The sequence below is a fragment of the Pseudomonas allii genome, assembly GCF_055380095.1.
The window spans coordinates 3736289-3756042 of the sequence record NZ_AP039450.1; the positions used below are offsets into that span (position 1 = coordinate 3736289).

Annotated in this window: 17 protein-coding genes and 1 pseudogene; 11 read left to right on the forward strand and 7 right to left on the reverse strand. The window is 60.3% G+C overall.

What is annotated here, in order from left to right:
• Nucleotides 1–6 precede the first annotated feature (6 nt).
• Both ACZ445_RS16675 and ACZ445_RS16680 read right to left on the reverse strand, forming a co-directional pair.
• The gene (locus ACZ445_RS16675; protein ID WP_058424175.1) at nt 7–669 is read right to left on the reverse strand and encodes an amino acid ABC transporter permease; all 663 of its coding nucleotides are present in this window, start codon (nt 667–669) and stop codon (nt 7–9) included.
• A gap of 51 nt (nt 670–720) precedes the next feature.
• Nucleotides 721–1569: a transporter substrate-binding domain-containing protein gene (locus tag ACZ445_RS16680; protein WP_058424176.1), complete on the reverse strand. Its 849-nt coding sequence runs from the start codon at nt 1567–1569 to the stop codon at nt 721–723.
• Nucleotides 1570–1902: 333 nt separating this feature from the next.
• On the opposite strand from ACZ445_RS16680, the gene ACZ445_RS16685 reads away from it, so the two are divergent.
• The 5 genes and pseudogenes from ACZ445_RS16685 to ACZ445_RS16705 all read left to right on the forward strand — a co-directional run bounded on the left by ACZ445_RS16685 (nt 1903) and on the right by ACZ445_RS16705 (nt 4586).
• Nucleotides 1903–2151 (forward strand): hypothetical protein, encoded by a 249-nt coding sequence (locus ACZ445_RS16685; protein WP_464703789.1) that lies wholly within the window; start codon nt 1903–1905, stop codon nt 2149–2151.
• Nucleotides 2152–2218: 67 nt separating this feature from the next.
• Nucleotides 2219–2533 (forward strand): thioredoxin family protein, encoded by a 315-nt coding sequence (locus ACZ445_RS16690; RefSeq protein WP_464703790.1) that lies wholly within the window; start codon nt 2219–2221, stop codon nt 2531–2533.
• A gap of 71 nt (nt 2534–2604) precedes the next feature.
• A pseudogene (locus tag ACZ445_RS16695) lies at nt 2605–2787 on the forward strand (GGDEF domain-containing protein); the annotation flags it as partial.
• A 70-nt stretch (nt 2788–2857) separates the two neighbouring features.
• Nucleotides 2858–3619 carry a hypothetical protein gene (locus tag ACZ445_RS16700; protein ID WP_310862946.1) on the forward strand — a complete coding sequence of 254 codons (762 nt, stop codon included), beginning with the start codon at nt 2858–2860 and terminating at the stop codon, nt 3617–3619.
• Between the two features lie 10 nt (nt 3620–3629).
• The gene (locus ACZ445_RS16705) at nt 3630–4586 is read left to right on the forward strand and encodes a hypothetical protein (RefSeq protein WP_058424180.1); all 957 of its coding nucleotides are present in this window, start codon (nt 3630–3632) and stop codon (nt 4584–4586) included.
• Between the two features lie 21 nt (nt 4587–4607).
• On the opposite strand, the gene ACZ445_RS16710 is transcribed toward ACZ445_RS16705, so the two are convergent.
• Nucleotides 4608–6170 (reverse strand): TerC family protein, encoded by a 1563-nt coding sequence (locus ACZ445_RS16710; protein WP_058424181.1) that lies wholly within the window; start codon nt 6168–6170, stop codon nt 4608–4610.
• A gap of 467 nt (nt 6171–6637) precedes the next feature.
• Between ACZ445_RS16710 and ACZ445_RS16715 the strand changes: the two genes are divergently transcribed.
• Both ACZ445_RS16715 and ACZ445_RS16720 read left to right on the forward strand, forming a co-directional pair.
• Nucleotides 6638–7645: a substrate-binding domain-containing protein gene (locus ACZ445_RS16715; RefSeq protein WP_179040748.1), complete on the forward strand. Its 1008-nt coding sequence runs from the start codon at nt 6638–6640 to the stop codon at nt 7643–7645.
• Nucleotides 7646–7709: 64 nt separating this feature from the next.
• Nucleotides 7710–8825, forward strand: coding sequence for an MDR/zinc-dependent alcohol dehydrogenase-like family protein (locus ACZ445_RS16720; RefSeq protein WP_179029067.1), 1116 nt, complete (start codon nt 7710–7712; stop codon nt 8823–8825).
• Here ACZ445_RS16720 and ACZ445_RS16725 read toward each other — a convergent pair.
• Nucleotides 8803–9678 carry a LysR family transcriptional regulator gene (locus ACZ445_RS16725; RefSeq protein WP_058424184.1) on the reverse strand — a complete coding sequence of 292 codons (876 nt, stop codon included), beginning with the start codon at nt 9676–9678 and terminating at the stop codon, nt 8803–8805. The genes ACZ445_RS16720 and ACZ445_RS16725 overlap by 23 nt on opposite strands.
• A 151-nt stretch (nt 9679–9829) precedes the next feature.
• Here ACZ445_RS16725 and ACZ445_RS16730 point away from each other — a divergent pair, with 151 nt between their 5' ends.
• Nucleotides 9830–11359: an MFS transporter gene (locus ACZ445_RS16730; RefSeq protein ID WP_058424185.1), complete on the forward strand. Its 1530-nt coding sequence runs from the start codon at nt 9830–9832 to the stop codon at nt 11357–11359.
• A 132-nt stretch (nt 11360–11491) separates the two neighbouring features.
• Here ACZ445_RS16730 and sohB read toward each other — a convergent pair whose 3' ends face one another.
• The gene (sohB, locus tag ACZ445_RS16735; RefSeq protein ID WP_058424186.1) at nt 11492–12517 is read right to left on the reverse strand and encodes a protease SohB; all 1026 of its coding nucleotides are present in this window, start codon (nt 12515–12517) and stop codon (nt 11492–11494) included.
• Nucleotides 12518–12712: 195 nt separating this feature from the next.
• Between sohB and ACZ445_RS16740 the strand changes: the two genes are divergently transcribed.
• Complete coding sequence (locus ACZ445_RS16740) at nt 12713–13423, forward strand: histidine phosphatase family protein (RefSeq protein ID WP_058424187.1); 711 nt, start codon at nt 12713–12715, stop codon at nt 13421–13423.
• Between the two features lie 56 nt (nt 13424–13479).
• On the forward strand, nt 13480–13794 hold the full coding sequence (locus tag ACZ445_RS16745) for an SCP2 sterol-binding domain-containing protein (RefSeq protein ID WP_071493079.1): 315 nt from the start codon (nt 13480–13482) through the stop codon (nt 13792–13794).
• A 47-nt stretch (nt 13795–13841) separates the two neighbouring features.
• On the opposite strand, the gene ACZ445_RS16750 is transcribed toward ACZ445_RS16745, so the two are convergent.
• Nucleotides 13842–16475, reverse strand: coding sequence for an MGH1-like glycoside hydrolase domain-containing protein (locus tag ACZ445_RS16750; protein ID WP_464703796.1), 2634 nt, complete (start codon nt 16473–16475; stop codon nt 13842–13844).
• A 69-nt stretch (nt 16476–16544) separates the two neighbouring features.
• Complete coding sequence (locus tag ACZ445_RS16755) at nt 16545–17954, reverse strand: OprD family outer membrane porin (protein WP_464703797.1); 1410 nt, start codon at nt 17952–17954, stop codon at nt 16545–16547.
• A 289-nt stretch (nt 17955–18243) separates the two neighbouring features.
• Between ACZ445_RS16755 and hglS the strand changes: the two genes are divergently transcribed.
• Nucleotides 18244–19620 carry a 2-oxoadipate dioxygenase/decarboxylase HglS gene (gene hglS, locus ACZ445_RS16760; protein WP_464707300.1) on the forward strand — a complete coding sequence of 459 codons (1377 nt, stop codon included), beginning with the start codon at nt 18244–18246 and terminating at the stop codon, nt 19618–19620.
• Nucleotides 19621–19754 lie beyond the last annotated feature (134 nt).

Sequence of the window (19754 nt, forward strand, 5' to 3'; positions counted from 1 at the left end):
CCTTCCTTAACGACGGATCGCCAGACGCTGTTCCAGGTAACGGAGCAGCATGGCAATGAGGTAACAGGCGGCCACGTAGAGCGCGGTCGTGACCAGCCAGGTTTCAATCACCCGGTAGCTTTCGACGTTGATCTTGCGGGCGTAATAGGTCAGCTCCGGCACCGCGATGGCGGCGGCGAGCGAGGTGTCCTTGAACAGCGAAATGAAGTTGTTCGACAGCGCCGGCAGCACATTGCGCAGCATCACCGGCACCGTGATATAGGCGCGGATACGCCACTCACCCAGACCGATGGCCAGCCCCGCTTCACGCAAGCCCTTGGGAATATTCAGCAGCCCGGCGCGGAACACTTCGGTCAGATAAGCCCCGGCATACAACGACAAGGTGATGATGAACGACGGGATCTTGTCCAGGCGGATGCCCAGGCCGGGCAAGGCGAAGTAGATCAACAGGATCAACACCAGGATCGGCGTATTGCGGATCACCGTCACATACACCGAGGCCAGCACGCGCAGTGCCTTGTGTTTCGACAGCATGGCAAATGCCATCATCAAGCCGATCACGCAGCCAATCGCAATCGACAGCAGCGCCAGCTCGAGGCCCAGGCCGAGCCCCGCCAGCAAGCTGGGGAAGTCGCGCCACACGGCGGCAAAGTTCAACTGATAGTTCATGGTCAGCAGTACCTGATTGGGGCGCCGTCAGCGACGCCCCAGGTTTTCGATTTACTTGAACTCAACCGGGAAGCCGATCGCAGGTTCCGGCAGGTCCACGCCGAACCATTGCTTGAACGAGGCCTTGTAGGTCGGGAACTCCACGCCGGTCATGGCTTCATGCAGCGCGGTGTTGACGAAGTTCAGCCAGTCCTGGTCGCCACGCTTGACGGCGCACGCGTAGGTTTGCGGGCTCCAGGCGTAGCTTGGGCTGCGGTAGCGGCCTGGGTTCTGCACCATCAGGTACTTGACCGAGGACTGGTCGGTGGCGGCGGCGTCGGCGCGACCGGAGTTAACCGCCTGGTACATCAGGTCGACGCTGTCGTACTGGTCGACCTTGGCCTTGGGCAGCGCCTGGTGCACCAGTTCTTCGGCGTAGACGTTTTGCAGCACGGCCACGGTGACGCTGTCGCCGGCGGCCTGCAGGTCTTCGATTTCCTTGTACTTGCTGTTGTTCGGCAGCAGCAGGCCCACGCCTTCGCGGTAGTACGGCAGGGTGAAGGCCACCTGCTGCGCGCGGCTGGCGGTGACGGTGATGAACTGGCAACTCATGTCGACCTTGTCGGTCAGCAGGTTGGGAATCCGCGCATCAGAAGACTGCACTATGAACTCGACCTTGCTCGGGTCATTGAACAAACCCTTGGCCACGATGCGGCCGATGTCGATATCAAAACCCTGCAACTTGCCATCCGCTCCCTGGAAGTGCCACGGCGCATTGGTACTGCCTGTACCCACGATCAGATGCCCACGCTTGAGCACATCATCGAGCTTGCTGTCCGCCGCCTGCACGACGCTTGCGAGGGAAGCCGATGCGGCGAAGAGAAAAACACACGCTTTGAACACGGAAGGTCGGTGATGCATGACAAGCACTCCAGGAGTTGTGTATTCCGCTATACCGGAACTTAGTTTGTAACAACGGAATAGACAGCAGAAAGTGTGCCACACGCGGTAACGGAAAAACACGGCATGAATAAATCTGTTTTAGATCAGATAGATAAATGAAGATCCGTAACCAGGCGTTAAGCCAGCACTTGAAATCACTTTGCTACCCAAGGCCCCACACGGCGGTGACAGGCCACACTTGCGTGCGCCACAGCGGTATTACCACGCACCGTTGCGGTGCGCCTGTCGCGTGGAAAAATCCTCGCGCTGGGCTAGCCTTGGCACATTCATTCCGACAAGGACTCCACCCCGATGACCTTCCGCCTCACCCTGGTTTTGCTTTCCTTTCTGGTGGCTGGCAGCGCTTTGGCGAGCAACGACCGCCGCGAATGCAAGGCAGAGCTACGCAAGCTGAACGAAGCCTTGAGCACCAATTACACCAGCCAGAACCACCACGGCTACCGCCAGGCGAAGGCCTCAAGGGATAATCTGGAATACAAGAAATGCGCGAGCCAGGCGCGCAAAGCCCGCGAACGCTTGGAGCGTGACAAGGACCTGTGAAGGTTGACAGTAGACGACTGACGCCTCCCGGCTTAGCGTGAGCTGGGTTTCTGACTGGAGAACGTCAATGAGCTATTTCAATGCGGTTATCAAGGACAAAGAAGCTTTTGAACAAGCTCTGGATACACCGCTCACCGTGTTTGCCCTGTTCGCCTCCGAAGGCTGTCACGCATGCAATCTGACCCTGCCGTGGTTCGTAGAAATCACCAAAGCGCACCATGGAAAAATCAAGGTATTGATCCTCGACTGCGCGAATACGCCCAGACACCCCAAGGTCGTGCGTATTCCAACGCTACTGATCTACAAACAAGGCCAGTTGATGTCGGCCCTTGAAGGGGTTACCGAGTCGGCTCTGCTCCAGGCACTCGCAGAGTTTGCTTGATCACCTGGCGGTTGCGCGACACCGACCAGCGTCTACGCGGCTCAAAGCAGTCTCAGCCGCCAGGGTCAGCAATGTTCAAGACCATTGAAGCCGAAGTCCTGAAGAAACACCCCTCTTCCGCCTTGCAACTTGAGTTCGCCCAGCATGATTTCGAGCGACTCAAGCCCTTCTGCCTGCTGATCTATATTACGAGCATCTGCATCTGGGTGGTGTTCGACCTGATCGTCAGCTTTCCAGGCGGCCAGGGCTTTACCGGGCCGCCACTTACTGGATAATAGCTCAATGCCTTCATTGAGTTAATGTTCGGCCCCCTCTACCGCCTCGATGGATTTTCTTCTGCGTATGGACACTCCTCTGCTTCCACAAAAACGCCTCAATGTTGCAATCACCAAAGTCATGGCCGGTATCAGCGCAACGCTGGGCGCCATGTGGGCGCTGATCACCTATGTGTTTCCCGATCCCAGCGTGTTCGGCTTTGGCTTTCTCAACTGGAAAAACTTGATACTGGTAATCAGCGTATTCCTGTTCCTCGCGGCAGTGTCTATTGGATGGCAGGCGCGTCGCCTGCCGGACGCGATAAAAGGCACGCTTTCGGTGATTCTGGCCGTACTGCTCGCCGGCGGTTTTTTCATTCTGGGTAGCGAGTACGCCAAACCCACTTTCGAATTTGCCCAATCACAAAAGTTGATGACTGAAAATGACGGCGCCAACCTGTTTGGCAAGCGTATCGAGCTAGTCGACGGTGTACGCTTCGAACTGCTGGAGTGTGAGCAGATTGGTCAAGCACCGAGCTGCCTGCTGGAACTCACCAACACCCATGTCGACCGCGAAATGCGCGACCTTAAGCAAAGTACTCTGTTTGAAAAAACCGGCGGCTCTCTGGATGTCGAGCAACTGCTTGTCGGCCAGTCAAAGTCTGACCAGTGGAGCGCCTTTGCGTTGGTACGCAATGTGCCGACCCGCGTGACGATGGTGTTCCAACCCGTGCGCGGGAAGCTGGAGAGCATCCCGGCACTCAAGATCAGGTTTCGCAGCCTCAAGGGCGAGGATAACGTGGTCAAGTTCAGTGGCGTAGCGGTTAACTGAGGGGATGGATATGAGCAACGCAACTGCAACAGAGAACGCCGACCAGCCCTGGGAAGATACGTTGATTCTGGCGTTTCGCGATATTCAGTGGATCCTTCACTGCGAAAAACAGCAGGCACTGATTTCAGTCGCGCTTGCCCAGTTCCTCTTGGACAATCAATCACTGCTGTGTAATCCCTCACACCCAAAACAGCAAAATACCTGCAATGAGACCAAGGGACAGCTCTACCGGGCAGTGGAAAAAATGGCGGCAACACCGCCACTCCTCGCGAAATTGGACGGCAAGGCTGAAAGTGCAGCGGGCGACGTGCTAACCGCCCATGAAGACCGGTTCTTCCTGATTGAATTCAAATCGGACATCAGCACCAGAAGCTCCGAATACACCAAATTCCTAGGGATTCTGATGTGGCTGATCGACCCCGAAGCCAACCACGTATTGATCAACCGGTCAAAAAAGGGGCATTTTTTTGTCACACAGCAGCCCGACGCATCCGCACCCTCTAACCCAAACCTGCGCAAGCTCACTATGGAGGCCTACACTTACTACGACGCAATCACCCAGCCCGACTTAAAACCGACTGCGGCGATCCCCGTGCACACGCTCCTGGCGGAAAAACGCCACGGCCTGTCGCTGGCTCACATGGCGGACTACCTTCAACTGCTCTGCAAGGCCCATGTCGGTGACTCAGCAGGTGGCGCACACCCGATGAAAGTGGCGGTGGCAAGTGCATCCGGGGTTTTCTGGCCAATATCCGACCTCTCGGAGCTGACTGCATTGGCCGGCTTGTTCAACACGACCGCAGGGCCATCGCGCCCAACACACCCGGCATTTGGCACTGCAAACGCCGAACACTTGAAAGGCACCGTCGATGCCTTCCGAACAAAGACGCCCGCACAGCAAAAAGCCGCGCTCAGACGTGACGGCAGAACACCCGGCGGCGCCACTCCAGGCCTCAAGGGAAGCTGAGTGGCAACACTTGCACCCCCATCAGGAACCCACGCTCCGAAGCAGGCTGACCTGCGTCACCCGGCGGTCTTCCACAGCCGCCACGGTCAAGCACCAACCCTCATGCTCCAGACTGTCACCCACCACCGGCAGGCGATCGAGCAGGCTCATGACCAGACCGGCCAGGGTCTGGTAGTCCTCGGTCGCCGTGGCCTTGAAACCGGTACGCTGCCGGACCAGGTTAAGGTTCAAGGCACCATTGGCGCGAAAGCCAGCGCCTTCCTCGACAATATCCGGCCCTTCGATTTCGCTGGCATCCGGCAACTCACCGGCGATGGACTCGAGAATGTCGGTCATGCTCAACACGCCCATAAAGTCACCGAATTCGTTGATCACGAACGCAATGTGGGTGGATTCCTGACGCATCTGCTCCAGCGCATTGAGGATCGAGAAACTCTCGAGCAAATTGATCGCCCGACGCGCCAGGTGCTCCAGGTTCGGCTCGTTGCCGGCCAGGTATTCCTTGAGCAATTCCTTCTTGTGCACGAAGCCCACCGGTTCGTCGACGGCACCGTTACGGATCAACGGCAGTCGCGAGTAGGACGAATGCATCAGTTTCAGGCGGATACTGTCGGGGTCGTCCGCCAGATCAATGCAGTCGACCTTGGCGCGCGGGGTCATCAGTGTGCGAATCGGCCGTTCGGCCAGTTGCAGCACACCACTGATCATCACGCGCTCACGTCGATCAAACAGCGGGCCCTGGGTGGCATCCGGCTCGCCGAGCAGGTCAGCCACCTCTTCACCCACCTCTTCCACCGCCAGGCTGCGACCGCCGAGCAGGCGCATCACCGCATGGGCGGTACGCTCGCGCACCGGCAACACGCCTTGCGCCGACTTCTTGCGACGTGAACGGGCGATCTGGTTGAACACTTCGATCAGGATCGAGAAACCGATGGCCGCGTACAGGTAACCCTTGGGAATATGGAAACCCAGGCCTTCGGCGGTCAGGGCGAAACCGATCATCATCAGGAAGCCCAGGCACAGCATGATCACCGTCGGGTGCGCGTTGACGAAGCGCGTCAGCGGCTTGCTCGCCACGATCATCAGGCCGATGGACACGATCACCGCGATCATCATCACCGCCAGTTCGTCCACCATGCCCACGGCGGTAATTACCGCATCCAGGGAGAACACCGCGTCGAGCACCACGATCTGCGCCACGATGGGCCAGAACATCGCATAGGCCACATTGCCCGTGCGTTGGGCCACATGCCCTTCGAGGCGTTCGTGCAATTCCATGGTGGCCTTGAACAACAGGAACACACCACCAAACAGCATGATCAGGTCACGGCCGGAGAAGCTCTTGTCGAACACCTCGAACAACGGCTGGGTGAGGGTCACCAACCAGGAAATACTCGCCAACAGACCCAGGCGCATCAGCAACGCCAGGGACAGGCCGATCAAGCGCGCACGATCACGCTGCTCCGGCGGCAACTTGTCCGCCAGGATCGCGATAAACACCAGGTTGTCGATGCCTAGCACCAGTTCCAGCACAATCAAGGTCAACAGGCCGAGCCAGGCCGTTGGATCCGCTAACCATTCCATTTATAGAGTCTCTTCAATCGGTTTTCAGAATGCCGGACACGGCAAGGCGCGGTCAGTGGACCGGTACACGGCTGGCAGTCGGAATACGGGGTGCTTCAACGGGAACAGCGGCAGCGGATGTCTTGGGGAAAGACGACTGGGAGGCTCCGAGAGGGTGTTCATGCAAATCCTGCAATGACAAAAGGACTTGAATCGTACAGTCGAAAGGCAAAATTCCCACAACCCAAAACTATTACAAGATCTGTAAAACCTTCGAAGCCAGAACGATCATTTGATCATTAGGTGAAATTATTATCACAATAAAAACCTACAAATCTTGAGTGAAAAGCCCTAAAAGCCAATAAATAAGCCTATTTCTCAGTTTTACACGAAAGCATTTGACTGATCAGATTTTCATTTGATAAACATATGATCAGCACAAGGCAATGAATGAACGACTGACTACAACAATAAATGGGGTGCTCATCATGAAACTTGCTACGACCTTCGCCGCCGCTGCGGCCCTCTCCCTCCTCACCAGCAGCATCGCCCTGGCCGCCGACGGCAAGACCTACAAGGTCGGCGCCGCGGTCTACGGCCTCAAGGGCCAATTCATGCAGAACTGGGTACGCGAACTCAAGGAGCACCCCGCCGTTAAAGACGGCACCGTGCAATTGACCGTATTCGATGGCAACTACGACGCGCTGACCCAGAACAACCAGATCGAAAACATGGTGACCCAGCACTACGACGCCATCCTCTTCGTGCCCATCGACACCAAGGCCGGCGTCGGCACCGTGAAGCAGGCCATGAGTAACGACGTGGTGGTCATCGCCTCCAATACGAAAGTTGCCGATGCCGCCGTCCCTTACGTGGGTAACGACGATGTGGAGGGCGGCCGCCTGCAGGCCCAGGCCATGGTCGACAAACTCAATGGCAAGGGCAATGTGGTGATCATCCAGGGGCCGATCGGCCAGTCGGCACAGATCGACCGGGAAAAAGGTGAGCTGGAAGTGCTGGGCAAGCACCCGGACATCAAGATCATCGAGAAAAAGACCGCCAACTGGGACCGCGCCCAGGCCATGGCACTGACCGAAGACTGGCTGAACGCCCACCCCAAAGGCATCAACGGCGTCATCGCGCAGAACGACGACATGGCCCTCGGCGCCGTACAAGCCCTGAAATCCCACGGCCTGACCTTCAAGGATGTGCCGGTCACCTCCATCGACGGCATGCCGGATGCCATCCAGGCCGCCAAGAAAGACGAAGTCACTACCTTCCTGCAGGATGCCCAGGCCCAGTCCCAGGGTGCGCTGGACGTGGCCCTGCGCGCCCTGGCCGGCAGCGACTACAAGCCCCGCTCGGTAATCTGGGAACGCTACGCCAAGGATGTGAAGTGGGCTGACGGCACCGCGAAGAACTACATCCTGCCCTGGGTGCCGGTGACCAACGCCAACGCCGATGCGCTGTACAAGCAAGTCAGCGGCGCCAAGTAAACCGTAGCCGGTTGATCGCTCCCCGTATGGGGGCGATCCGTTCATCTTTGTTGTGAGGCCTGCCATGTCCACCGTCACCGAACGCCCGCAAGAACAACTGCATCCCGTCATCCCGAAAACCATGCAGGCCGTGGTCTGCCATGGCCCGGAAGACTATCGGCTGGAAACCGTCGACGTGCCCACCCCCGGCCCCGAGGAAATCCTCACCAAGGTGGAGCTGTGCGGAATCTGCATGGGCGACATCAAGACCTATCGCGGCGCGCCGTCGTTCTGGGGCGACGCCGAGCAACCGCGCTATGTGAAACCACCGATGATCCCCGGCCATGAATTCGTGTGCCGCGTGGTCGCGCTGGGGCCTGGCGCGGAAAAGCGCGGCGTGAAGATCGGCGACCGGGTCATTTCCGAGCAGATCGTGCCGTGCTGGGGCTGCCGCTTCTGCAACCACGGCCAGTACTGGATGTGCCAGAAACACGACCTGTACGGCTTCCAGAACAACGTACAGGGTGCCATGGCCCAGTACATGATCTTCACCAAGGAAGGCATCATCCATAAGGTCCCGGACTCCATCGCCCCGGATGAAGCGATCCTGATCGAACCCCTGGCCTGCTCGCTGCACGCTGCCGAACGCGCCAATGTGGACTTTGATGACGTGGTGGTGGTCGCCGGTGCCGGCACCCTGGGCCTGGGCATCATCGGCGCGGTGCGCATGCGCAATCCGAAGAAACTCATCGTGCTGGACATGAAACCGGAACGCGCCGCCCTCGCCCTGCGCATGGGCGCCGACGAAGTGTGGAACCCGGCCGAAGTCGACGTGCTGGCGAAGATCCGCGACATCACCGATGGCTACGGCTGCGACATCTACATCGAAGCCACCGGGCATCACAAGGCGGTGAACCAGGGCCTGGCGATGCTGCGCAAGCTGGGGCGGTTCGTCGAGTTCAGCGTGTTCAATGACGAGGCCACGGTGGACTGGTCGATCATCGGCGACCGCAAGGAACTGGATGTGCTCGGCTCGCACCTGGGGCCCTATATGTACCCACGCGCCATCGACTTTATCGGCAACCGCAAGATCGACATGCGCGACGTGGTCACCCACAAGTTCGCCCTGGCGGACTTCAAGGAAGCGTTTGCAGTGATGGAGCGCGGCGACAAGTCCCTCAAGGTTGTGCTTGAGCCCTGACCTGCTGGATATACCGCACCACTGCCGGCGCTTTCTCGAAGCGCCGGTGGATCAACGACAACCAGGACGCCGCCTCGCTGCCCTGGATAGGGCGGTACACCCCCCCCGGCAGGCTCACATGCCCCACCACCGACGCCGGCACCACCGCCACGCCCTGCCCCAATGACACCAACGCAACAACCGCCACCAATCCACCCGGCTGCGGCCCCAGGCGTGGCGCAAAACCACCTTGGGCCGCCACGTGCAGCGTGCCGCTGATCTGCTCCGGCAAGATAAAGGTCTCGTTTTGCAGATGCTCGCAGTGGATCACCTTCAAACCCAGCAGCCATGAATCCTGCGGCAGCGCCAGCACAAAACCTTCACTGTCCAGGCGCACCGCTTCCACACCGTCCGGCAAGGTCATCGGCGAACGGATGTAGCCGATGTCGTAGCGCCCGTCCGCAACGGCGCCTGGCAGTGTGGCCATGGCGCATTCGCGCACGCTCACACTGATATCGGGAAACGCCTGGCAGAACCCCTGCATCTGCCGTTGCAACACGCCGGAATACACGGCGGAAGCCACATAGCCCAACTCCAGATGGCCAATCTCACCGCGCCCGGCACGCTGGGCATTGCGCTGGGCGAACTCGAACTGACGCACCGTCGTCTCCGCCTCGATCAGCAGCGCGGCGCCGGCCTCGGTCAGGCTGACTTCGCGCTGCTGGCGGACAAACAGGCGGGTGCCCAGGCTGGTTTCCATGTCCTGGATCTGTCGGCTCAAGGTGGGAGGTGCGATACCCAACTGCTCGGCGGCGCGGGTGAAGTTGCGCTGACGGGCAACGGCCAGGAAATAACGAAAATGACGGATTTCCATTTCTGCATTAGCTCAAAGGTAATGAAATGAGTCGGCCTGGCTAATAAAGGCGCTGCGCAGCGCGGATATGCTGAGGCAAACCAGAACAGTAGAGAGCCCTTGCGATGTCCGTCAACTGCACTTCACCTATTGCCTTTGAGGTAATTCAACCATGAGCCGGGTCAGCCCACGCCTGACTTTGCTGACTGCATCCGGCGTCTGCTCGCTGATCGTGCTCGACACCAATATCGTCGCCGTGACCCTGCCGAGCATCGCCCGCGACCTGGGGGCGAACTTCGCCGATATCGAATGGGTGGTCAGTGCCTACATGCTGGCGTTTGCCGCGTTATTGTTACCGGCCGGAAGCATTGCCGACCGGTTCGGGCGCAAGAAAACCCTGATCTGGGGGCTGAGTATCTTCATCCTGGCGTCATTGGGTTGCGGGGCAGCACCTACCGCGCTGTACCTCGATATCGCCCGCGCGGTCAAAGGCGTGGGCGCGGCGCTGTTGCTCACGTCCGCCCTCGCCTCCATCGGCCATACATTCCACGACGAGGTGGAGCGTGCCAAGGCCTGGGCCTTCTGGGGCGCGTGCATGGGCGTGGCGATGACTGCCGCACCAACCTTGGGCGGCCTGATCACCCAGTACCTGGGCTGGCGCTGGATCTTCTACCTCAACCTGCCGGTGGGGCTGATGCTGATGAGTCTGGTCCTGCGCGCCATCCCGGAATCCCGCGACACCCAATCCGCGCGGCTCGATCCGTGGGGCAGCCTGGCGTTCAGCGCCAGCCTCCTGTGCCTGATCTGGGGGCTGATCGAAGCCAATCGCATCGGCTGGGACAGCCCGTTGACCTACGCCCGCCTGATCGGCGGCGCGGTCTTGCTGGGCGTGTTTGTCCTCGTCGAACGGGTGCAACGGCGGCCTATGATCGACCTGCAACTGTTCCGCCACCCACGCTTTATCGGTGCGCTGCTGGGGATGTTCGCCTATGCCGGTTGTGCCCAGGTGATGATGACGCTGCTACCGTTCTACCTGCAGAACGGCCTGGGGTTTTCCGCGATCGCCTCGGGCCTGGGCATGCTGCCGTTTGCGCTGACCATGCTGATCTGTCCGCGCATCGGCGCACGCCTGGCCGCACGCTTTGCACCCGCGACAATGATGGCCGCCGGGTTGACGCTGGTGGGCAGCGGCAACCTCTTGAGTGCCTGGGCAGTGAACGCCGGCGGCTACCTGCCCTTCGCCCTGGCGATTGCCGTTACGGGCGCCGGTGCTGGCTTGCTCAATGGCGATACGCAAAAAAACATCATGGCCTGTGTGCCACGGGACCGCGCGGGGATGGCGTCGGGCATGAGCACGACCATGCGCTTCAGCGCGATCATGCTGGCGATTGGGGTATATGGGGCGCTGTTGAGCCGTCATAGCGAGCAGCTGTTGAGCGCCAGCATCGGCGCGCAATGGCAGGCACAGGTCAACGGGATTGCTTCACGCGTGGTGGCCGGGGATATGCCGGCGGCGATGGGCTTGTTGCCTGAATCGGCACAGGCGGTGATACAGCCACTGGCACGGCAGGCGTTTGTGGGTGGGTTCAGCGGGGTGTTATGGGTGGCGGGGTTGTTGGGGTTGTTTGGAGCGTTGGTGGTGGGGATGTTGATGAGGAAACCAATACCCACAGTTCAGCAGCCCTCATTGCTGACTCGATAATCCATACACAACGCAACCCAATGCGGGCTTGCTCGCGAAGACGGAGTGTCAGTCAACAATGCTGTGACTGATCAACCGCTTTCGCGAGCAAGCCCGCTCCCACAAGGGATCAGCGCCATTTTCCGAACAGAGTTACCAGAACCGCTGCTGAGTCAACCGGCTCCACCAGGTCAGCAGCACCCGGTCCACCGAACCGCTGGCCGCCAGGCCCACCCGCTCCTGCAGGCTCTTGCGCTCGGCATAGTGCAGGTGGAACACCTCGGCGGTCTTGGCCTTGGTGGCCAGGTATTCGTCGCTGGTTTGCAGCTCATCGACCAGTCGCTTGTCGAGGGCTGCAACACCCAGCCACACTTCTCCGGTGGCGACTTCATCGATTGCCAACTGCGGGCGATAACGCGATACGAAGTTCTTGAACAACTGGTGAGTGATGTCCAGGTCTTCCTGGAACTTCTCGCGGCCCTTCTCGGTGTTTTCGCCAAACACGGTGAGCGTGCGCTTGTACTCGCCGGCGGTCAGCACTTCGAAGTCGATGTCGTGCTTTTTCAGCAGGCGGTTGACGTTAGGCAACTGCGCCACCACCCCAATGGAGCCGAGGATGGCAAACGGCGCGCTGATGATCTTCTCGCCGATGCACGCCATCATGTAGCCGCCGCTGGCCGCGACCTTGTCGATGCACACGGTCAACGGCACGCCCGCCTGGCGGATACGCGCCAGTTGCGACGAGGCCAGGCCGTAGCTGTGGACCATGCCGCCGCCGCTTTCCAGGCGCAGCACCACTTCGTCTTTCGGGGTAGCCAGGCTCAGCAATGCAGTGATTTCGTGGCGCAGGCTTTCGGTGGCCGAGGCTTTGATGTCACCGTCGAAGTCCAGCACGAACACCCGCGGCTTGGCCTCGGCCTTCTGCTTGCCCTTCTTCTTTTCGGCCTTGCCTTCGGACTTGCGCAAAGCCTTGAGCTGGTCCTTGTCGAGCAGGGTCGACTCCAGGCGCTCACGCAGGCCTTTGTAGAAATCGTTGAGCTTGCTGACCTGCAACTGGCCGGCGGATTTGCGACGCCCTTTACTGCGCAGCGCCGCGAAGCTGATCAATACCACCAGAATAGCGACCACCAGGGTGACGGTCTTCGCCAGAAAGCTCGCATATTCGGCCAAAAAATCCATGTTGCTCCTTACAAGTGCAGTGCGCCGGGCGCGGATTACCCCAGCATACCGGCGGCACCGCGTTCGGGCCAGTGATCAAACCGCCAGCAACGACAGGCTCCAACGAGCTTTTAAAACAAGCGTATGTTTTTTCATTGACAGCTCGCAGGCATCCTCATAACCTCGCCAGACTTTCAACGTACCGGGAAAACGGACGTGGGCAGCATCTATCTGATTCGACATGGCCAGGCCTCCTTCGGTGCAGACGACTATGACGTGCTGTCGCCCGTCGGCGTGGAGCAGGCGCAAGTGCTCGGTCGCCACCTGGCGGACATGGGCCTGGTGTTCGACCGCTGCGTGGCCGGTGACCTGCGCCGCCAGCAGCACACTGCCACCGCCGCCTTCGAGCAGTACCACGCCCTCGACTTGCCGGTGCCGGCGCTGGAAGTCGACAGCGCGTTCAACGAATTCGATGCCGACGCAATCATCCGCGCCCTGCTTCCCGACCTGCTCACCACCGAACCCGAAGCCCTGGAGATCCTGCGCAATGCCGCGCAGAACCGCAGCGAGTTCCAGCGCATCTTCGCCCTGATCATCGAGCGCTGGCTGGCCGGCACCTATGACCCACCGGGACTGGAAAGCTGGCTGGGCTTCGTGGAACGTGTGCAAGGCGGCCTGCAACGCATCCTTGAGGCGGCGGACAACACGCAGAAGATCGCGGTGTTCACCTCCGGCGGCACCATCACCGCCCTGCTCCACCTGATCACCCGAATGCCTGCCGCACAGGCGTTCGAACTGAACTGGCAAATTGTTAACACCTCGCTCAACCAGCTGAAATTCCGCGGGCGCGAGGTGGCACTGGCTTCCTTCAACAGCCATACCCACTTGCAACTGTTGAAGGCGCCGCAGCTCATCACGTTCCGATGAACTGCGGCCAACCGTGACCCCAAGGTCACTGGACTCTACCCTAAAGGATCGAAACCATGACTGACGTAGCCAAAGCTGTAGAAGCAATGAAAGCCAAATTCAACCCAGCCGCCGCTGACGGCCTGGACCTGGTGTTCGGTTTCCGCATCGACGACACCCAGAACTTCTCGCTGGTAGTGAAAAACAATACCTGCGAACTGCTGGAAGGTGAAAACCCGGACGCCCAGGTCACCCTGGTGATGGACGCAGAAACCATGAAAGGCATCGTCAGCGGCGAGACCGACGGCATGCAGGCCTTCATGGGCGGCAAGCTGCGCACCGAAGGCGACATGATGCTGGCCATGAAGCTGAGCGAGCTGTTCCCTTCCTGATTCACGGGCAACCCTGAATCCCGATCCCGCCTTTACAGGCGGGATTTTTATTTGGGTTGCAGCAACAACGCCACCAACGCACTCCACCCCGTCTGATGCGAAGCCCCCAGGCCCCGCCCGGTTTCGCCATGAAAGTACTCATGGAACAGCACCAGATCGCGACTTGCCGGATCCGCCTCCAACGGCGCATACCCCACCATCGACGGCCGCGAGCCGTTTTCATCCCTCAGGAACAACCGCGTCAGTCGCTGGCTCAGGCTGTCGGCCACGTCCTCCAGAGACGCCAGATAACCACTGCCCGTGGGGTACTCCACCGAGAAGTTGTCCGCGTAATAACGGTGAAACTCACGCAGTGACTCGATCAACATGTAGTTCACCGGCATCCATAACGGCCCGCGCCAGTTGGAGTTGCCGCCGTACAGCCGCGAGTCGGATTCACCCGGCTGGTAACGCGCACTGAGCGTGTTGCCATTCATCTTCAACGCCAGCGGTTGCTCGGCGAATGCCTTGGACAAGGAGCGCACGCCAAACGTCGACAGGAATTCCTGTTCATCGAGCATGCGCCGCAGCAGGTCCTTGGTCCGCTCGCCGCGCAGCAGCGCCAGCAACAGGCGATTGCCCTGCCCCGGTTCGTTCCAGCGTGAAACCAGCTTGGCCAGGTCCGGCCGATGTTTCATGAACCCCAGCAGACGCTCGCGCAAGCCCTCCAGGCCCTCATGCTCGCGCTGCTCCAGCACCAGCACGGCAAACAGCGGCATCAGCCCAACCATCGAACGCAGGCGCACCGGCTCGTTCTGGCCGTCGGGACGGTGCAGTACGTCGTAGAAGAACAGGTCCTGCTCATCCCACAGGCCTTCGGCGCTGTCGTCGACACGGTTGATGGCGCCGGCGATATACAGGAAGTGCTCGAAAAATTTCACCGCGATGTCGACATACACCGCATTGCGCTTGGCCAGCTCCAGGCCGATGCGCATCAGGTCCAGTGCATAGGCCGCGACCCACGCCGTACCGTCGGCCTGATCCAGCTGATACCCCGGCGGCAGTGCGGCGGAACGGTCGAACAAGGCGATATTGTCCAGCCCCAGGAAACCACCCTGGAACAGGTTGCGGCCTTCGGCGTCCTTGCGGTTGACCCACCAGGAAAAATTCAGCAGCAGTTTGTGGAAAATCCGCTCGAGGAAATCCATATCGCCTACGCCGTTCAACGCCTTGTCCTGCTGGTACACCCGCCAACTGGCCCAGGCATGCACCGGCGGATTGGCGTCGTCAAACCGCCATTCGTAGGCCGGCAATTGGCCGTTGGGGTGCATGAAGCGGTCCTTCACCAGCAGTAACAGCTGTTGCTTGGCATACCCCGGATCGATCAGCGCCATGGCCACTGCCTGAAAGCCCTGGTCCCACGAGGCATACCACGGGTATTCCCAGGTGTCGGGCATGGAGAGGATGTCAAAGTTGGACAGGTGGCGCCAATGGGTATTGCGGATATGCAGGCGCTCGGGCGGCGGCGCGGGTTGTGCGGGGTCGCCGTCGAGCCATTGGTTGACGTCGAAATAGTACAGCTGCTTGGACCACAGCAACCCGGCCAGCGCCTGGCGTTGCACATTGCGCGCATCGTCGTCGGTCATGCCGTGTTGCAGGGCGGCGTAGAAGTCATCCGCCTCCTGGCGGCGTTGTTCGAACAGCTTGCGCGCGTTGACCTGTGGCGCGTCGACAGGGGCAAAGCGCAGGTAGAGGGTTTTACTTTCCAGCCCGGCCAGTTCGACGACGAAACGCGCCGCGACTTTGGTGCCGCTGTCACGCCGAATAGCCGATTGAACACCCTCGACCACGAAATCGTTGATCCCGTCCTTGAACAGCCCCGGTGCAGGCTGCCCATCCAGCCTGGGGTAGTTGGTTTCGTTCTCGCAGAACAGCCACTCCAGCCCGTCCTGGCCCCAGGCGCTGAGATGACGGTCCGGCAGTTCCGGATGGCGTGCCAGCACCTGCGCCCCGTCCAACACCAGCTGCGGCTTGGGCGCGTCAAAGGTCCAGCTCCAGTCATTGCGCGCCCACAGTTGCGGCAACACCTGCAGCCGCGTCGGCTGGTCCGAACGGTTATGCACGGTGACGCGCATGAAGAGATCGTCAGGCAGGTGCTTGGCGTACTCGACGCTGATATCGCAGTAGCGGTTGTCTTCGAACACGCCGGTGTCGAGGATCTCGTACTCGGCATCGGCCAAGCCACGCCGTGCGTTTTCGCTGATCAGGTCGGCGTAGGGAAAGGCGACATGGGGGTATTTGTAGAGCATGCGCATGTAGGCATGGCTCGGTACGCCGTCGACGAAAAAGTACAGTTCCTTGACGTCTTCACCGTGGTTGCCCTCGGCGTTGTCGAGGCCGAACAGGCGCTCCTTGAGGATCGCGTCACGCTCGTTCCACAGGGCCAGGCCCAGGCACCAGCGTTGCGCCTTGTCGCTGAAACCGGCCAGGCCATCCTCGCCCCAGCGGTAGGCGCGGCTGCGTGCATGTTCATGGGGGAAGTAGGCCCAGGCGTCGCCGTCGGCGCTGTAGTCTTCGCGCACCGTGCCCCATTGGCGTTCGCTCAGATAGGGGCCCCACTCGCGCCAACGCTCGGCATCCTGCTGCGCCAGGCGCTGGCCTTCGGTTGTCTCCAGCATTCGGGTGTCGGGTGTGGCCGTCATCGGGTCCTCCATCGCCTACCAGGTGAGAGGCAGTGTAGAGCCCAATGACGCCCGGGTGCACATGAAGACTTAGAAGATGGCGTAGGTGTAGTTGAAGATCAGGCGGGTCTGGTCCTGGTCGGCGGTGCCGGTGTTCTTGCCGTGATAGGTGCCGGTACGGAACGTGGTACCGAAGCCTTTCAGGGGACCTGCCTGCACCACGTAGTCCAGGCGGAAGTCAGCTTCGTTCTCTTTCTGGTCCGGGCCACCGGCGACCTTCGACTTGATGTCCGAACCGTCCAGGTAGGCTACGGACGCCTTCAGGCCAGGTACGTAGGCCTTGAAGTCATAGGTGTACTGGCCAAAGTTGACCTGCTCACCGGCACGGGAGAACTGGCCGACCACTGCGTCGGTGAACAGGTAGAAGTCGCTGCCGCCAGCGCCTTGGGCGTGCGGGTCGGCGAGGCTGCCCTGGTTGACCCAGACGAAACCGCCGTCGTCACCCACGCCAATGTGGCCGAGCATCAAGCTGCTGCCGCCCAGTTGGTAGGTGAAGGCCGCACTGTAGGTTTTGTTGTCGACTTCGCCGGCGTGTTTGGCGTAGCCACCGTTGTTGTTGAATTGGTAGCCGCTTTCGCCGTTCTTGCCGTCGCTGCGGCTGTCGAAGTAGCGCAGGTCGGTCTTGAACGACTGGTCATTGCCCAGCGGCAGGGTGTGGACCAGGCCGACGTAGTTCTGTTTGTAGAAGTCTTGCAGTTGGGCGTAGTAGTACTGCAACGTCAGGTTTTTCGCGATCACGTTGTCGGAAGAACCAAACGGCTTGTAGTCCACCCCACCGAACTTGAAGCTGTCGCTGTCGCGAGTACCACCGGCCACGCTCAGGCCTGTGGAGTTGCTGGAAGCACGGCCTTCGGCGCGGTTCAGCTCACCACCGGTGAACGTGACATTGGGAATGTCGTTGGAGGTGAGGATGCCGCCATCAAAGGTCTGCGGTGCCACGCGGCTGTCGTTGGACACCAGGATCGGCAGGACAGGCGCCAGGCCACCACCGACGTGCAACTCGGTCTGGGAAATACGGAACTTCACATTACCGGCGGCGCGCCCGAAGGAATCGGCCGGCTCAGTGCCGTTGTTCTTGGTCGGGAAGAAGCTATTGCCATTACCCGCCAGGCCCGCGCCCGCCGTGTGTCCGTCGCCACCGTCCAGGCGCAGGGCGCCGAAGGCCATGACATCGAAGCCCAGGCCAACGGTGCCTTGGGTGAAACCGGATTTGTAGTCAAACCGCAGCGCTGTGGCGGTTTCGCGCAAATCGTTGTTGGTCCCCGAGCGGTTGTCCGCGCTGTAGTACATGGTCCGCGAACTGACGGACGCATGGCTGTCTTCAAGAAAGCCGCTGTGACCGTTGCCAGTGCCCAGCGAGCCGAGCCCGAAATCATCGGCGTAAGCCTGTTGTGCAAGAACGGCGGCGGTGATCGACAACGCCAGTGTAGAAATTTTCATTAACGACGGCCCCTAAACATATTTTTATGTGTGCGATGTGCGTAACGGCGTTTTCATCCTTGCAAACGTGACGATTCTTTCACGCCGGCCGGGGCGGACTTCGTGAAGAATTAGTTAGGAAAAACGCCCGAAAATGAAATTTCACACGGGCCGTTTTTTGTCATCTTCACGTCATCTCATTCATTTGCAGAATGAAGTCCTGAAGAATCTTCGTTTGCAAGGCGGCGTTGCGCTCAACAAAATCCAGCAAAAGGCCACTATCCTCGCCCCCGCCATCAGGAATTTTTCTATGCCCAGCACCGCACAGGTCAGCCCCGACGAGATCCGCAAGGGCTTTTCCAAGGCCATGTCCGACATGTACCGAGATGAAGTTCCGTTGTATGGCGCGCTGATGGAGCTGGTGGCCGAGACCAATGCGCACGTGCTCGACACCCAACCGCTGCTGGCGCAACAGCTGCAACGCACCGGCGAAATCCAGCGCCTGGACATGGAACGCCACGGCGCGATCCGCCTGGGCACCGCCACCGAGCTGGCCACCATCCGCCGCCTGTTCGCGGTGATGGGCATGCAGCCGGTGGGCTACTACGACCTGACCCCGGCTGGCGTGCCCGTACACTCCACCGCGTTTCGCGCCGTGCATGAACAGGCGTTGCAGACCAGCCCGTTTCGCGTGTTCACCTCATTGCTGCGCCTGGAACTGATCGAAAACCCCGACCTGCGCGCCTTCGCCGAAACCGCCCTGGCCAAGCGTTCGATCTTCACCTCCGGCGCCCTGGCGCTGATTGAAAAAGCCGAAAATCAGGGCGGACTCAACGCCCAGGATGCCGACGAATTCATCCGCCAGGCCCTGGAAACCTTCCGCTGGCATCACACCGCCACCGTCACCGGCGCGCAGTACCAGCAACTGAGCGACCAGCACCGCCTGATCGCCGACGTGGTCGCTTTCAAGGGCCCGCACATCAACCACCTGACCCCGCGCACCCTGGACATCGACCAGGTCCAGGCCGCCATGCCCGGCAAAGGCATCACCCCCAAGGCCGTGATCGAAGGCCCGCCGCGCCGCCACTGCCCGATCCTGCTGCGTCAGACCAGCTTCAAGGCCCTGGATGAACCCATCGCCTTCACCGACGCCCAAGGCAGCCACAGCGCACGCTTCGGCGAAATCGAACAACGCGGCGTGGCGTTGACGCCCAAAGGCCGCGCGCTCTACGACCAACTGCTGAACGCCGCCCGCGACGCACTGGGCGCCTTCCCCAACGAGGGCAACGCTGCACGCTATGTCGAATTGATGGAGGAACACTTCCAGGCCTTCCCGGACAACCACGCCCAGATGCGCGAGCAGGGCCTGGCCTACTACCGCTACTTCCCCACCGAACAAGGCCTGGCGGCACGCGGCAGCGCCGATCAACCACGCACCCTGGAGGCACTGATCGCCGCCGGCCACATCGACGTGGAACCGTTGGTGTATGAAGATTTTCTGCCGGTGAGCGCGGCGGGGATTTTCCAGTCGAACCTGGGGGATGCGGCGCAGAGTCACTACGCAGCCAACTCGAACCAGGCCGAGTTCGAACAGGCACTGGGCCGGCGAACGATTGATGAATTGAAACTGTATGGCGAGACGCAGCAGCGCTCCATCGATGAATGCACCCAGGCGCTGCTGGCATGAACTGAAGTACCCACCCGGCTCACCAGCGCAATCCTTGCGCTGCAACAGTCCCCAGAGCCGGGCGGGCGATGGGCATCATAGGCAGTGAGTGGGATAATGTCTTTCAGTCAATTCTGAAAAAATGTGAACGGGGA